Origin of the sequence: Haloplanus sp. CK5-1, from assembly GCF_037201915.1 — an archaeon.
In the GTDB taxonomy this organism is placed as follows: domain Archaea; phylum Halobacteriota; class Halobacteria; order Halobacteriales; family Haloferacaceae; genus Haloplanus; species Haloplanus salilacus.
The window spans coordinates 2,460,239-2,475,665 of record NZ_CP147505.1 but is presented as its reverse complement, the minus strand read 5'-3'; the positions used below and the strand labels follow the sequence as shown (position 1 = coordinate 2,475,665).

The 15,427-nt window shown below is 60.6% G+C and carries 13 protein-coding genes and 3 pseudogenes; 11 read left to right on the top strand and 5 right to left on the bottom strand.

Annotation, left to right across the window (positions count from 1 at the left end; genetic code table 11):
• The 5 genes and pseudogenes from secY to NBT81_RS13095 all read left to right on the top strand — a co-directional run.
• Positions 1-1,470: a preprotein translocase subunit SecY gene (gene secY, locus NBT81_RS13115; protein ID WP_338739231.1), complete on the top strand. Its 1,470-nt coding sequence runs from the start codon at positions 1-3 to the stop codon at positions 1,468-1,470.
• A 149-nt stretch (positions 1,471-1,619) separates the two neighbouring features.
• Positions 1,620-2,180 carry a hypothetical protein gene (locus NBT81_RS13110; protein WP_338739229.1) on the top strand — a complete coding sequence of 187 codons (561 nt, stop codon included), beginning with the start codon at positions 1,620-1,622 and terminating at the stop codon, positions 2,178-2,180.
• A pseudogene (locus NBT81_RS13105) lies at positions 2,177-2,875 on the top strand (transposase); the annotation flags it as partial. The gene NBT81_RS13110 and the pseudogene NBT81_RS13105, both read left to right, overlap by 4 nt.
• 109 nt (positions 2,876-2,984) lie before the next feature.
• Positions 2,985-4,175: an ISH3 family transposase gene (locus NBT81_RS13100; RefSeq protein ID WP_425498664.1), complete on the top strand. Its 1,191-nt coding sequence runs from the start codon at positions 2,985-2,987 to the stop codon at positions 4,173-4,175.
• Positions 4,176-4,389: 214 nt separating this feature from the next.
• Positions 4,390-4,686 (top strand): annotated as a pseudogene (locus tag NBT81_RS13095) (transposase); the annotation flags it as partial.
• A 309-nt stretch (positions 4,687-4,995) separates the two neighbouring features.
• Here the strand turns inward: NBT81_RS13095 and NBT81_RS13090 are convergent.
• Entirely contained in the window at positions 4,996-5,496 is a 501-nt protein-coding gene (locus tag NBT81_RS13090) for a hypothetical protein (RefSeq protein WP_338739227.1), read from the bottom strand.
• 481 nt (positions 5,497-5,977) lie between these two features.
• On the opposite strand from NBT81_RS13090, the gene NBT81_RS13085 reads away from it, so the two are divergent.
• The 6 genes and pseudogenes from NBT81_RS13085 to NBT81_RS13060 all read left to right on the top strand — a co-directional run bounded on the left by NBT81_RS13085 (position 5,978) and on the right by NBT81_RS13060 (position 11,397).
• A complete protein-coding gene (locus NBT81_RS13085; protein WP_006114452.1) occupies positions 5,978-6,130 on the top strand; it encodes a hypothetical protein in 153 nt (50 codons plus the stop codon).
• A complete protein-coding gene (locus NBT81_RS13080; protein ID WP_338739216.1) occupies positions 6,127-6,528 on the top strand; it encodes a type II toxin-antitoxin system VapC family toxin in 402 nt (133 codons plus the stop codon). The genes NBT81_RS13085 and NBT81_RS13080 overlap by 4 nt, the downstream gene beginning before the upstream one ends.
• Before the next feature lie 730 nt (positions 6,529-7,258).
• On the top strand, positions 7,259-8,131 hold the full coding sequence (gene epsC / locus NBT81_RS13075) for a serine O-acetyltransferase EpsC (RefSeq protein ID WP_338739214.1): 873 nt from the start codon (positions 7,259-7,261) through the stop codon (positions 8,129-8,131).
• Between the two features lie 108 nt (positions 8,132-8,239).
• A pseudogene (gene trkA / locus NBT81_RS13070) lies at positions 8,240-9,616 on the top strand (Trk system potassium transporter TrkA).
• A 62-nt stretch (positions 9,617-9,678) separates the two neighbouring features.
• Positions 9,679-11,214 (top strand): TrkH family potassium uptake protein, encoded by a 1,536-nt coding sequence (locus tag NBT81_RS13065; protein ID WP_338739212.1) that lies wholly within the window; start codon positions 9,679-9,681, stop codon positions 11,212-11,214.
• A gap of 57 nt (positions 11,215-11,271) precedes the next feature.
• Positions 11,272-11,397 carry a hypothetical protein gene (locus NBT81_RS13060; protein ID WP_338739210.1) on the top strand — a complete coding sequence of 42 codons (126 nt, stop codon included), beginning with the start codon at positions 11,272-11,274 and terminating at the stop codon, positions 11,395-11,397.
• 318 nt (positions 11,398-11,715) lie between these two features.
• Here NBT81_RS13060 and NBT81_RS13055 read toward each other — a convergent pair whose 3' ends face one another.
• The 4 genes from NBT81_RS13055 to NBT81_RS13040 all read right to left on the bottom strand — a co-directional run bounded on the left by NBT81_RS13055 (position 11,716) and on the right by NBT81_RS13040 (position 15,414).
• The gene (locus NBT81_RS13055; RefSeq protein ID WP_338739208.1) at positions 11,716-13,410 is read right to left on the bottom strand and encodes a potassium transporter TrkG; all 1,695 of its coding nucleotides are present in this window, start codon (positions 13,408-13,410) and stop codon (positions 11,716-11,718) included.
• A 1-nt stretch (position 13,411) separates the two neighbouring features.
• Positions 13,412-14,095: a TrkA family potassium uptake protein gene (locus tag NBT81_RS13050; RefSeq protein WP_338739207.1), complete on the bottom strand. Its 684-nt coding sequence runs from the start codon at positions 14,093-14,095 to the stop codon at positions 13,412-13,414.
• 76 nt (positions 14,096-14,171) lie between these two features.
• Positions 14,172-14,585, bottom strand: coding sequence for a DUF7539 family protein (locus NBT81_RS13045; protein WP_338739205.1), 414 nt, complete (start codon positions 14,583-14,585; stop codon positions 14,172-14,174).
• Between the two features lie 25 nt (positions 14,586-14,610).
• Complete coding sequence (locus NBT81_RS13040) at positions 14,611-15,414, bottom strand: TrmB family transcriptional regulator (protein ID WP_338739203.1); 804 nt, start codon at positions 15,412-15,414, stop codon at positions 14,611-14,613.
• Between the last annotated feature and the right edge of the window lie 13 nt (positions 15,415-15,427).

The following is a 15,427-nucleotide window of genomic DNA, read 5'->3' as shown; positions in this document are numbered from 1 at the left end:
ATGGGATGGAAGGAGACCGCCGAACCGGTGCTGACGCGGATGCCGTCAGTCACGCGTCCGGAGGGGCACGTCCCCTTCCGGCGCAAACTCGGCTGGACGGCCGGCGTCCTCGTGCTGTATTTCTTCCTCACGAACATCCAGCTGTTCGGGCTGGACGCCGGGACACAGAGCGACCTCTTCGGTCGGTTCCGATCGATCCTCGCCGGATCGCAAGGCTCGATCCTCCAGTTGGGGATCGGTCCGATCGTCACGGCGAGCATCGTCCTGCAACTGTTGGGTGGTGCGGACCTACTCGGCCTCGACACGGACGATCCCCGGGATCAAGTGCTGTACCAGGGGCTCCAGAAGCTGCTGGTGGCCGTGATGATCGTACTGACCGGCGCGCCGATGGTGTTCGCTGGGAACTTCCTCCCGGCTGACCCGGCCGTCGGCCAAGCACTGGGGATCGGCCTCCAGGGTGTCCAGGGGCTCCTGTTCTTCCAGATCGCAGTCGGCGGGATCCTCATCCTGTTCATGGACGAGATCGTCAGCAAGTGGGGCGTCGGATCCGGGGTCGGTCTGTTCATCATCGCCGGCGTGAGCCAACAACTCGTCGGTGGCCTGTTCAGTTGGGAGGCGCTGGGCGGCACGCCCGGCTTCTTCCCGACGTGGTTCGCCATCCTGACCGGCGGCCAGGAGATCGCCTCGCCCCTCACCGCCGAGGGGATTCAGGCCCTCCTGCTCGGTCAGGGCCAGTTGCTCGCCTTGGTGACGACGGTGCTGATCTTCGCCATCGTCGTCTACGCCGAGAGCGTCCGCGTCGAGATTCCCCTGTCGCACGCACGCGTCAAGGGCGCTCGCGGTCGCTTCCCGGTGAAGCTGATCTACGCCAGCGTCCTGCCGATGATCCTCGTGCGCGCCCTGCAGGCGAACATCCAGTTCGCCGGGCGCATCCTGAACAGCACGTGGAACCAGATGCCGGTGTGGCTCGGCCAGTACAGCAACGGCCAACCGGTCGCCGGCTTCTTCTACTACCTCGCCCCCATCCAGACGCGGAACGACTGGATGTGGTGGCTCGCCGGCACCACGGCCGAACCGTGGCAGATCCTAGTCCGGGTCAGCGTCGACCTCGGGATCATGGTCATCGGCGGCGCCATCTTCGCCATCTTCTGGGTGGAGACGACGGGCATGGGGCCCGAAGCCACCGCCCAGCAGATCCAGAACTCCGGGATGCAGATCCCCGGGTTCCGGCGCAACCCGCAGGTCATCGAGAAGGTCATGGAGCGGTACATCCCGCAGGTGACCGTGATCGGCGGGGCGCTGGTCGGGTTGCTCGCGGTCGGCGCGAACATGCTCGGCACTATCGGGCAGGTCTCCGGAACGGGACTCCTGCTGACGGTCTCCATCACCTACAAGATCTACGAGGAGATCGCCGAAGAGCAGTTGATGGAGATGCATCCGATGATGCGCCAGATGTTTGGATCAGATTAAAGCAATCTGAAAGCATCCCATTTTTTGGCAGTATAGGGGGTGAGACGTATCTATACGCCGTTCATCTCTCCATCCAACAAGGTCGAGATGACGCGATCTTTTTTGAATATTGTACTAACGTTTACGTCTATCCGGGCGAATTTAGAGATATGACTGTAGGCCGCAGGAAGATTCTACTCTGGATTGGTGTGGTGGTGACTACAGTTTCGTCTGGATGTGCTAAGGTAGCCGTTGAATCCACAGATGAGGTTGGAAGATTTTTGGGGCCTTTTGCTCGACTATTAGGGGACATCCTAAATGGCGGTTCATCACAAAGTGAAACAACATCAGCGACTCCCAGCCAACCAAAAGAAACTGCAACTGGGATATCTATTGAGGAGGACGATTTACCTAATGGTCAGAGTACGCCCGAAGATGGTACCATATCTGATGAATCAAGTGCAGCTCTCTTCGAAATTGATGATGTTATCCAGTTGTCTGGTGATGAATTCGCTTATTGGTCGATTGATCTCGAACAGTACGCTGGCGAGTATAATCTAAGCCCCACCATAGATTATTCTCTTATTGTCCAGCGTGGTTCCGCTGTTGATGTGGTTTTAATGCGAGCAGATGAATTTACACACTTCAAACAGGGAGAAAGATACAGATACAGAGGGTGTCATAGAACAGTTCGCATACCAAAGAGCAGGGTGAACGCTGAGGTGGAATGAGTTCAGCGACCCTGCAAGATGATCCTTCGGTAGAATCGTTCTTCAATGCCGTGGAAACGGAGACGTTGGCGTTGTTCGAGCACCTCTCCTTCGAGTTTCTTGAAGGGTTCGACGTGTTCGCCCCGGCGGAGACGGGGCGAACACGAGATCTTGAGCCGCCCGAGATGATGCGTGGCTTTCTCCATTGCTATTACAAGAACATCTACGGTATCCGTCCGGTTGCACGAGAACTGAACAACACCGTTGTCTGGCTCAGCTGTAGCTTCGATCGACCGCCGTCGAGAGACGCGGTCGATCGATTCCTCACTGATCTTGAGCACGTTGTTGACCGGGTCTTCGACCATCTCGTCGAGCAGGCCGCCTTGCGGGGCCTGCTCGACTTGACGTATTCTATCGATTCAACCGACGTGAGAGCGATGCCCGCCGATCCAGACGCATCGAAGTGCTATGATCCAACCGATGACGAGTACTACTACGGCTACGGCTGCACGATCGTCTCAACCGGGCAAAAGATCCCGATTGCAGCCGAGTTCACCGAGAGCAAACAAGCACCAGAAGAGACGGCGATGCGCGTCACGCGTGACGCGCTCGCCGTCGGGAAACCGATGTGGATGCTTGGAGACAGTGCCTACGACACGCTCGACTGGCACGACCACCTGCTGGCCGCAGGGGTCGTGCCAGTCGCTCCGTACAATCGCTAGTTGTCCACTCTGGCTCAAGAGACCAGTTTCTGACACGTAGTGATTAGAATGACGCGACTGAATCAGTCGCCTGATTCAGCCGCTGCCCGGATTCCTGTGTGTGATGGAGTTCCCAAGACTCAAACGCATCCTCACAGATCCGGACGAGTACATTTCGAGCAGCCAGTTGAAGTCTCTTAGCATGGAGTTGCTTGAGCTGATACCGATGGAAGGAATCGAGGGCTCCGGCCTCGATTCCGAGGAAATCATGGAAGTCGTCTTACGAGCTGCTGTTGACACAACCTCCGTCAACGGTGTCACGACGAACACTGAGGACACGCCAAACCGCGAGCCAGTGATGGACTGGTTGCACACCTTGGAGAAAGAGCCGATGCTTGATGCTGTCAACGATATCCTCGCACTGGTGGCGATGACGGTTCTCGACCGCGGCGGGTCGAGAACCATCTGTCTGGACTTCATGGACAATCCGTTCCACGGTCATCCAGACGACGAGGACGAGTTCAGGAGAATGGAAGCACGAGATGGAACCACGAAGTGTCACCGGTACTGTACTGCGTTCGTCATCGCGCAGGGAAAGCCACTCACACTGGCGGTTGAACCAGTTGACGGCGAGGACAGCAAGGCCGACGCGGTCGAGCGCGTGCTCGCCCGCGTCGAAACATACCCATTCGAGACCGACCAGATCCTCATGGACAGGGACGCCTTTGTCGGGGAGTTAATCGGTATTCTTCGGGAGACAGCACCGCCAGTCTTTCCGGTCATAACCCGGAAAGACTCGCTCCGGAAGAAACTCTCCAAGGCCGCGTCACACATGACCGAAGAGACGATTTGCGAAGGGAAAGAGCACGAACAGACGTATCCACTGGCGGTGAACGTTACCTATCAGAACGGTGACCGCGGAAAGTCTGGTGTGAAAGCGACAGGATACGCGGCGTACGGTCTGGAAGACCGCACGCCCGCGCAAGTCGCTACGACCTACAACAAGCGTTCACGGATAGAGAAGAGCTACGAGAAGTTCCGAGAAGCGCGTGCCCTGACAACAACGCCATCGACGACAATCCGGCTGTTCTACGTGGGCGTGGGGTTTCTGTTAGAGCAGTTGTGGCTCGTGTTACAGTGGGCCGTGCTCGCCCGACCACGGCGGGGCGGGCGAGCACTTCCGAAAACATTCGCGTTTGGTGACGCGTTTTTGCACGGGATCGAACGGGTGTTAGACGACGAACTCGGCTGGAAAGAGAAGTACCGGACTAACGGAGAAGGACTGCCAGCAGGATACGAACACGGACTCGGTTGAGCCGCCTCGCTTCGGCGAAGCGAGGCTGGCGAACAGCGACAGCTGTCTTCGGAGATCAGTCTGAACGACAACTACAGCCAAAACAATCCAGATTTGTGACTCTTCCTCAACTCTCCGTGGCGTCAGATGTGTACTTCGTCTCGTATCAGCGTCCTTACCGTGTTAGACCGGACTCTTGTTGCCGCCGCCATCAAGAGAGTGGACAACTAGCGACAATCCACGAAACACCGACGACCCGAAAGATATCGAGTACAGGGTAGAAGACCGCATTGAAAAACACAGCAACGACGTTCAGCTGAAGCAATCAACGCTAGACGAGACGTACAACCGCCGGAGTGGCGTCGAACGAACCAACGAATCAGTCAAGGGCTGCGGCCTCGGGCGAACGCACGCCCGAGGCCGCGTCCATGCACGAGCGCAGGTGTTCCTCGCGTTGTGTCTGCGCCTCGTCGTCGCAATCACCAACTACGAACGCGGAGACAATCCGGGAAGCACAATCATCACGGTGTGAGAAGAGTTCTATGACACCCTCGATACAACGAAAACGCAACCACGTTTAATACGACAAGTGTATCCAATAATGCGATCATAGGATGGCATGACTATTTGTTTGTAATTGAGAATACTTCTGTTGAAGAAGTAGAGGTCGAAATCAATGCAACAGTACGTGAAATTAATGTAACGGTACGCTAGGAATGATGACTCAGGATGTATTACTTAGTTCTAAGGGCGTCAAACAACAATTTGTTGCCTTTGAGTCCCAAAATTCTAACATACATTTCTCTTTTGATATATAGGTAGACAATAGATGAGAAATTAGTTAAATTTTGCCGTAGAAAGGAATATCAAATCCGACACGAGTATACCTTTTGTATAGATAGATTCCAGCCAAGAGATCTCCAATAACTCCGAGTATTACAAGGTAGTATGTCCATTCTGGCATCCAACCAGTATATCTATAAATTCGTCTTTTATCAAAGTATATTGCAACCGGAGAGATAATCCAACATATAAACCATATACTCGCCAGAAAAACGAATAGAAATGCTAAAATTGTATCGAATATCTGATTATATGATTGAATAGAAGGGAGTAAAACTACTAAAGCACAAGCTGGAACAAATAGCCCACGAACCAATACAGGAATCCACATATAGCCAATATTATCCACACAGATTGTTTTTTCTTTTATATCCGTATTATGTTCACCATCTACCAGTTGCTCGTGGCTTTTTAGATCATCCCGCGCAGTTTGTTCATCCTGATATCTTTTTGTGAAGTCACAACATGTGCATGATATTTCATATAATTTATTTCTCATAATTGTGGTCTATATCGTAGTAATATGCACCCGTACTAAGATTTTCCTGTCATCCAATCTATTTCTCTAACTTGCTTATCCGGAACCTATATGTCGCCATCAGCACAGCAGTATAGGTTAGAAACTACCATCTCTAATTATTTGTTCAGTAATATTATAATATATTGTCCGTTTCATTTAATCATTCCGCAGTCCTATTTCCCGCTCAAATTTCTCCTGACCCCCCTCCAGCGCCAGAACCCGATGCTCTAATTTAATATTGCGTTCAACTAACTCGTCGACGATCCTCTCTAACTCTGTTATACGTTCTTCCCGACTCTTTCACGACAGCCAACTACATCCACGGAGCCACGGCGACGAACCGTTATCTCCGATGTGTCTCTCGGTGTCGATTCTGCCGGTGTACATTCGAGTAGCACCGCATCACCACGGACAACAGGACCACCAGTAGTCTTTTGCGAGTTGGTGGGCAAGATCAGGTATGAGTCTCACTTCGGACGACTTCGAGGAATTCGTTTCCTCGGACCCCGATGATGACGAGACGGTCCCGCTCGGACAGGCACTCTCAGAGCTGGGACTCGATGTCGAGGTTGACTCTGTCGAAGCCGTTCGTGACGTCCGCGAACGGCTATGAGAGTACTCCTCGACACTAACGTTCTCGTCGCAGCAGTTACTCGGGATACCGATCGGTCTGATGAAGCAATCGAACTGCTTGATCAAGCCGACAATCCACTCGTGTCGGTTCTCAGCCTCATGGAACTGCGGAGTGTTCTGAGCAAAAAGAAACGGTTCGAACGGGATCGAATCGATGCTATTGAGAATCGAGTTACCGCTCGGATGACCGTGACTTTTCCCGACGCCTCCGATATGATGGCGGCGAACCGCCTCCAATCGGAAACTCTGTTGTACCCCATGGACGCGATGATCCTTTCGGCAGCCGACGCTGCCGACGCGACCCTCGTCTCGTTTGATTCCGAATTGGTCGAGCACGGTGCGGATCTCCCTCAACAATTGCTTGATGAGGACGAGTGAATCGGAACGCCACCGGCATCATAAGGACGTGACCGGAAACGGGTTCACCGATCTCGAAGACCATATCGAGCACTTCCGGAACGAGGTGTTCCAGATCGGTGATAGACGATAACGCCAATAGACCCGCGTCAGAAGAGCTGAACCATCCCGACACGCTCCGAATTATGATCTTCTCGGCTATCTCATCTTGTGTTCATAAATTAAATACAGCCAACTACTCATGCGCCAGATGTTCGGTAGCGAATAGCGAATATCTGCGCGCTTTGGCGTCTGCAACCACTATCTTTGCGATGAAGCGCACTCCCACCGGTTTCGACTCTCCGACGTAGGCCATCTCCCCCAGCAGCCGGCACGATCGATGTCGGTCCGACAGGCAGGCTGCGGCCCAGTTCGCCGACTGCGGTATCGAGCCACCCCTCGATGTCGGGTGTGAGTCGGCGCCGCTACACCTCGAGCAAGTTACCCATAACGCATCCACACTCGGGGCATTTGTGGATGAGGGAGTCGTTTTTCAACCCAACCGTCTTGGTTTCGTACTCTCGAATCTCGCCGCTGAAATCGCAGGTCAGACAGTCGACAGCCACAACGGCGGTAGAACATGTTGTAATATGTATCATATGGTGATTGTCTCCGCGAACGAAACGCTCGGGTGGGTGTTCGTGTCGGGAGCGGTCGGCCGACGGACGAAGTAAAAGAACTACGTTACTCCACGGCGTCACTCCAGACAGAGATGGGGTACGATTACACCGGCGACGCCCACCGAGACCTCGTCGACTCCTACGGGGTAGACGACGCGCCCTACCCGACGGACACTTCGCGCAAGTATCCGCGCCGGGAGTTCCTGCGCGACGAACCGCTCCTGCTCAGACGCCTCCTGTTTCCCCGGTGCTGGAACGGGACGGATCTGTTGAACGATCCCGCCGAGACGCGTCATCTCCTGAGTGAGCTCGGCACGTGCATCCTAAAAGGTATCACGGCCTACGCCGACCGCGACGCGGACGAACTGACCGGCACCGTCGACCGGACGCTCGACCGGTTGCCGACGATCCGGGACACGCTCAAGCGGGACGCCGAGGCCGCGTACAAGGGCGACCCGGCGGCGAAGAGCTACTGTGAGATCATCCGGTCGTACCCCGGCTTCCACGCCATCCTGACCCACCGCGTCGCCCACCTCCTCTACGAGGCGGAGCACTTCGCGTACGCGAGAGAACTCGCGGAGTACTCGAAGGGCGAGACGGGGATCGACATCCACCCGGGTGCGGAGATCGGCGACCACTTCTTCGTCGATCACGGGACCGGCGTCGTCATCGGCGAGACGGCCACAGTCGGTGACTGGGTCCGTATCTACCAGAACGTCACCCTCGGCGCACTCCACTTCGAGGAGGAGGAGGGCGAGGAACACATGCTGGCGAAAGACTACAAGCGCCATCCGGACATCGGCGACCACGTCGTCATCGGGGCCGGCAGCAACGTCCTCGGACCGATCGATATCGGCGACCACGTGAGCATCGGCGCGAACTCATGGGTGACCGACGACGTCCCGGACGACACGAGCGTCTTCATCTCCGATCACCCCGATCAGGAGCGGAAACCGAACGGGTGACCGACGGCGGGGTGAGGCGGTCGGAGTGTGTCGACGACGGCGTCACGGGGAAATACACTGCCCCGTTCCGGGCGAAGCGACGGCCATGTGTGACGTGGAGGCGTTCCCGTGTACGTCGTGATCGTCGGGGCCGGCGAAGTCGGGACTGCAATCGCCGAGAGCCTCGTCGACGCCCACGACGTCGCTGTCGTCGACGCCCACGACGTCGCTGTCGTCGACGCCCACGACGTCGCTGTCGTCGACGTCGATGGGGGTCGGGTGGAACAGTTGATGTACGACGCCGACGTCCTCGGCGCCGAGGGGGACGGAACGGACCTCGAAACGCTCGAGAAGGCAGACCTCGAACGGGCCGACATCCTCATCGCGAGTACGGACGACGACGAGACAAACATCGCTATGTGGCACCGCGACGACCGTCACCGAGGCGTTCACCATCTCCCGGGTCAGGAACGCGAAGTACCTGCGGACGTGGCAGGGGTCGGAGCGCGCGTTCGATATCGACCACATGGTGGCGACGAACCTGCTGACCGCCGAGACCATCGCACGGGTCGTCGGCCTGCCGGCGGCACAGGACGTGGCGACGTTCGCGGACGGCCTCGTCCAGATGACGGAGTTCGCCATCTCGGAGTCGAGTCCGGTCGCCGGATTGACCGTCGAGGCGGCCGACCGCTACGAGTCGCTCACCTTCGCCGCCGTGTTGCGCGGTGGCGACGTGATAATCCCCCGCGGCGATACGGTGTTGGAGGCCGGCGACGAGGTGGTCGTCATCGGGAGCCCCGAGAGTGTCCACACGTTCGCATACGAACTCGAACCGGGGAGCGACCGGACGCCCAACGTCCTCGTCGTCGGGGGAAGTGACATCGCTACCACACCGCTCGTCTGCTCCAAGAACGGGGCCTGAAGCCACGACTCGTCGAACGGGACCCCGATAGAGCGCGCGAATTCGCCGAGGACCTCGCCGGGACGACGGTTCTGGAGAGCGACGCGACCGATCGGACCTTTCTCGAACGCGAACACGTCGCGGATGTCGACGTCGTGGTCACGGCCCTCGACAGCGACGAGAAGAACCTGCTCGCCGGACTCCTCGCCAAGAGCCTCGGAACCAAGCGAGCCGTCGCGGTCGTCGACTCCGGCGTGTACGTCGACCTGTTCGAGGCGGTCGGCATCGACGTGGCAATCGATCCCCGCGAGGCGACCGCCGAGGAGATAACGCGGTTCACCCGCGAGGAGTACGCCGAGAACGTCGCTATCGTCGAGTCCGACCGGGCCGAGGTCCTCGAAATCGAGGTCGACGGGGAGAGCGTCCTCGTGGATCGGCCCATCCGCGACTCCGTCGCCGATCTACCGGCCGGCGTGGTCATCGGGGCGATCACCCGCGGGAGCGAACGGGTGATCCCCCGGGGCGACACCCTCGTCAAGCGGGGAGATCACGTCGTCGTGTTCGTCGAGAGCGAGTCGTTGGCAGCGGTGAACAGTAGCCTGTAGGCGGAACGAGGGATTTTTCGGCGTCCACGCTGAGACCGTAGCGTAATGGACTGTGATCGGTGATGTCGGTTCGGATCAACTGGCGACAGAGCGTCGCCTTCACCGGTACGGTGATCAAGTACCTCGCCGTCGCGATGCTCGTTCCGTTGGGAATCAGCCTCGTGTACGGGGAAGACACCGTCGTGTTTCTGCTGTCGATCGGGATCACGGTCGTGGTCGGCGTCGGACTGGAACGCCTCGACAACGACCCGGAACTGGGTGCCCGCGAAGCGCTCCTCCTCGTGGCTCTGGCGTGGGGTGCCGTCGCAGTCATCGGGGCGGTTCCGTACCTGATCGCGGGCTACGGTACCGAGTCGACGCTCCGCTATCCGGTCAACGCGCTGTTCGAGTCGATGTCCGGGTTCACCACCACGGGTGCGACGGTCCTCGGGGAGATCTCGACCGACCGTCACTCCCACGCGCTGTTGATGTGGCGACAGCTCTCCCAGTGGCTGGGGGGTATGGGAATCATCGTCCTGATGGTCGCTATTCTCCCCGAGGCGGCGGTCAACGGCGCACAACTCATCGAGTCCGAAGCCCCCGGACCGGAGCTCCAGAAACTGACGCCGAAGATCGCCGAAACGGCACGCCTCCTCTGGCTGTTCTACCTCGGGTTCACCGTCCTGTACGTCTGTATCCTGCTCGCGCTCCACTACGCGGGGCTGGCACCGAACATGGGCGTCTACAACGCCGTCGCACACGGCTTCACGACGCTGCCGACGGGCGGATTCTCCCCCGAAGCCGACAGCATCGCTGCGTTCTCTCCGGCCGTCCAGTGGGTCGTCGTCCCGTTCATGCTCGTCGCGGGGATGAACTTCGGACTGTTCTACCTGATCGTCCAGGACGAGTACGCCCAGTTCCTCCGGGACCGCGAACTCCAGGCGTATCTCGGCGCGAACGCCGGGGTGATCGTCATTCTGTGGGGGCTCCTGTTCACCGGGTCGGCACCGCCCCTCGAACTCGGGGGCATCACCGAGGGCGCCGTCGAGAACTCGCTCCGACAGGCCACGTTCCAGGTCGCTTCGCTGCTGAACTCGACGGGGTACGCGACGAGTGACTTCGCACAGTGGGAGACGACCACGCAGGGGATCCTGCTGTTCGCGATGTTCATCGGCGGGTCCGCGGGGTCGACCGGCGGCGGCGTCAAGGTCGTTCGGTGGTTGGTCGTCATCAAGGGGATACGGCGACAGTTGTTCACTACCGCCCACCCGAACGCGGTCAAGCCGGTGCGTCTCGGTGGGTACGTCGTCGGGGAGGACGTCATCCGTGCCATCTACGGCTTCACGATGCTGTATCTCATCACCTTCGGCGTGGCGACGGTGCTCATCCTCCTCGACGCGGGCCGGGTGGGTCTGGAGATGACGACGCTCGAAGCGCTCAGCGCGAGTCTCGCGACCCTCGGGAACATCGGCCCGGGCTTTGGCTTCCTGGGACCGTTCGGGAGTTATCTCGACTTCCCGGCGACCAGCAAACTCCTGATGATCTTCCTGATGTGGATCGGTCGCCTGGAGATCATCCCCGTGTTCGTGATGTTCACGGGCGCGTTCTGGAACGAGTAGCCGGGCGCGTCGACGTCGGGGTAGCGTCTTATGTGTCTCGGGACCCAACCGGTCGGTATGACCGATGCCTCGGACGCGCCGACGCCGCCGGACGGGCTGCCGGATGGCTTCGGGGCGGAACTCAGCGGACTCACGCCGGAAGAACTCAGGAACACCGTCGTCCACGCCCGAGAACTGCTCTAGCACCGCCGGGAGCCGGAGTCACCGATCGAACCGGGACCGGGCGAGGACGTCGCTCGGGTGACCGAACACGACGGGTACACCGAGGTGGTGAAGCGACAGCCCTGTGCCGACGGCTGTGACGACTGCCCGCACGGTCCCTATAGTAGCGTTTGTAACTGTCCGCACACCTGATCGAACGCTGTCATGCGATCAGGTGTGTGATGACTTACAAAGGCTACTATACCTCTATCACGTCAGGGAGGAGACGCGACCCGAGGGGAGCACACACCACCACTGGACGTTCCTCGGCGAGGTGCGGACCGACGACTGACCCCGTCGTCAGGGGTCCAATCCGTACACTACGGCACGGACGAACACCAAGACGGGGATGATCTCCAGGCGACCGATCCACATGTTGAGGACGAACATCCCCTCGGCGACCGGCGACATCGTCGGGCCGGTGATCCCGGTGGAGAGGCCGACGTTGCCCTGGGCGCTCGCGACTTCGAACAGCGCGTCGGCGTAGCCGAAGTCGGGGCCGACGACGTTGACGAGGACGAGACTGCTGGCGGCGAGGACGAGGAGCCACAGGAGCGTGACGATGGCGGCCTCGCCGAACTCGCGTTCCATGGCCTCGCGGTCGAGCGTGCGGTCGCCGAGACGGGCGGTCACGACGGCGTTTCTCGGGAGGAACACGCGGGAGAACTGCCAGACGATGCCGCGGACGACGGTGTACCCACGGACGATCTTGATCCCACCGACGGTCGAGCCGGCGGCCCCCCCGAGCGTCATCGCGCCGACGACCATCACCTTGGCTCCGGCGACCCAGCGGCCGATCGGGGCCGACTGGAACCCGGTGCAGGTCAGCGCGCTGACCCACTGGAACGTCGAGTCTCGGATCGCGTCGTGGCCCGCGCCGTCCAGTACCGTCGTCGAGAACGGGAGGAACGACCGGGTGGTGAACGCGTCGGCGGCCGCTGGGATCGAGAGGGCGTTCTGTGTCGAGAGGCCGACCACGCCCAGTCCGAGGAGGACGAACAGCCATCGCGTCTGCAGGTCGGCGACCAGTTCGCGCACCGACCGGTCCCGGAGTACGACGTAGTGGACGGGGAAGGCGATGGCACCGAGGATCATGATCGGGAGGAGGGTGGCCTCGACGAGCGGCGAGTCGTACGTCGCGATGGAGTTGTCGGTGACGGAGAATCCACCGGTCGTGAGCCCGGTCATGGCGTGGTTGAGTGCCTGCCAAGCGGTCTCCCGGGGGGAGAGCGACCGGGCGTAGTCGCTCTCGCTGCTGCGGATGGCACCGAAGAGGAGGACGACGGCGAGGAGCGTGTACCCGACGACGAGTTTCCAGACCGTCCGGACGGTGGAGACGATACTGGGGTGGATCTTCTCCTCGCGGGCTTCGCTCCGGTAGAGGGCGTAGCTCCCGCTCCCGGGTCTCGCGAGGATGGAGACGGTGAGGACGATGACGCCGACGCCGCCGACCCACTGGATGAACGACCGCCACCACTGGATCGCCCGCGGGAGCGAGGGTTCGTGGACCGCCATCGTCAGGCCGCTCCCGGTCCACCCGCTCATGCTCTCGAAGAGGGCGTGAAGCGGGTTGCGGAAGTAGGCGAGACTGGAGAGGGTCGTGGTGGTGCCGACCCGAATCGGGTCCCACGCGCTCGTGTCAGCCCCGGCGGGGACGAACGCGTCCATCGCCGCGGGCGGCGTCAGCCACGCGGTCAGCAGAAAGGGGAGCGCACCGAACGTGGCGACGGCGAACCAGCCACTCGCGGCGATGACCATGCCGTGTTTCATCTTGGGGGGCGGGACGTCCCCGACCCCTCGGTTGGCGAGGGCGCCGACGGCGGCGGTCACGCCACCGGCGAGGAGACAACCCAGGGCGGCGTGGAACTCCCGGAACACGAGGGCGACGACCGCCGTGACGGCCATCAGGCCGGCCTCCATCAACAGGAGCGAGCCGACGTCCCGCGCGATGATCCGCAGATCCGTCGAGAGCCGACCGTCGCGACGCGGGACCATGTCAGTCGTGTTCCTCGGTGTGACCGAAAATATCCGTTACGTCGGCGGTCGCACCCTTGCCGGAGTAGACCGTGAGCAGATCCCCCGCCTCGATGCGGGTGTCCCCGCGGGGCGTGATCGGATCGGTCTCGCCGTCGCGTTCGACGGCGACGATCAGGGTCTGGCCGCCGATGAGTCCCGCCTCGTTGGCTTCGCGGAGCGTCTTGCCCCTGATGGGTGCGTCGTTCGCGACGGTGATCTCGAACACCTCCGCCTGTTCGCCAATGCGCATGAAGTCGACGATGGACGGACGCTCGACCGCCCGGTAGAGGTACTCGGCGATCAGATGCTGTGGGTTCTGCATCGTGTTGACGCCGATCTGTCGGAACAGGCTCATGTGTTCGGGGTTGTGGACGACGGAGACGATTTCGGGCACGTCCAGTTCCTGTGCCAGCAGACAGACCATGACGTTCGTGGCGTCCTGATCCGTCGTGGAGATGAGCGCGTCGGCTCGCTCCGCGCCGGCGTCCTGTAGCGTTTCCTTGGTCGTGGCGTCGGCGTTGATCACCAGGCAATCGTACCCCCTCGACGCCCGTTCGGCGCGCGCCTCGTCGCGTTCGATGACGACGACTTCGTTCCCACCGTTGGTCGCGATGTCGATGAGCGGTGTGCCGATGTCGCCCGCGCCGACGATCACGAGGTACATCTCGGTCGCCCCTCCGCACCGGCGATTGAAATATCACTGCCCTTCGAGCGCGGGTCCCGTTCGGATCGAGACCGCCCTACCCCCCGAGGTAGTCGTCGAGTTTCTCCCCGAGGAGCGTCGCGACGCGTTCGCTGTAGCGCCAGAGTGCCTCGTCGATCCGTCGCTCCGTCTCGTCGTCGAGGGCGTCGACGTCCCGGAGAACCGAGTCGCTGGCGATCCGGGGGTGGTAGACACAGACGATGTCGAGCGATCCGTCCGTGGGCGACCCCGTGTGGACGCCGTACCGGTCGGTGCCCCAGACGCCGTCGCCGCCGTTGCGCTCCATCGCCGAGTCCACGGCGTCCAAGAGTCGAAGGTCCTCGTCGGTGAGAAGCGGGTCGTCGCCCTCGAACAGATCGGCGTAGGCCGCCGTCCGAGCGTCGTCCGTCCACGACGGCAGTTGTGATTGTACCTCCAGCACGAGTTGTCGTTCGTCCGAACGGTCCGTCATAGTGCTAGGACGGCGGCCACGCTGATCAACGTTCGGACGGGTCCACGCCGTCGAGTCGCCAGGTGAACAGCGCCCGCAACACGACGACGAGGCTGTTCGTCTCCCCCTCGCCCCAGATGGCGGTTTCGGACTGCCCGCCGTTTCCGGCCAGGCCGTCGTCGTCGACGAAGACGCTCACGAGCGTCTGCCGGCCGTCGACCATGGCGAGTCGCCCGGCCGCGGTGTCCGACCAGATCCACAGCGACTCGAACGTCGTCGCCTCGGGCACCTCCGTTTCGATCCGCTCTCGCACGTCCTCGGAGAGTCCAGCGAGTTCGATGGAGACGCCGCGTTCCGCCGCCGCGTGGAGTTCGTCGATCAGGTCGTCGGTGAGGAGGTCCATGACGGTCATGTAGACGATTTCCTCTTCGGCCTCGGCGAGGAGGCCGCGCAGTCGGTCCGCGACGGCCTCCCGTCCCTCGACCGTCCAGACGCCCCGCTGTTCGTCGCGTCGCTCGGTGGATTCGAGTTCGGTCAGGGCCGTCCGCAGGTCGTCCGTGCGCCGCCGGAACTCGCGTTCGAACGTCCGACTGGTCGTCTCGGCGGACGTGGCCCAGAACCGCTTGGGGGAGGACTGTTGGACGTCGACCAACCCACGGTCGTGGAGTTCGTCGACGGCGTCGTACACGCGCGTCCGGGGGACATCGGAGACTCGACTCACGTCCCGTGCGGTGCCCGTCCCGAGACCGGCGAGGGCGACGTACGTCCGGGCGGCGTAGGAACTCAGTCCGAACCGTTCGAGTTGCTCGACGGCGGCGGAGCGGGGGTTCTCGGTTGGATCAGAGCCCATGGGGTGCCTCCGA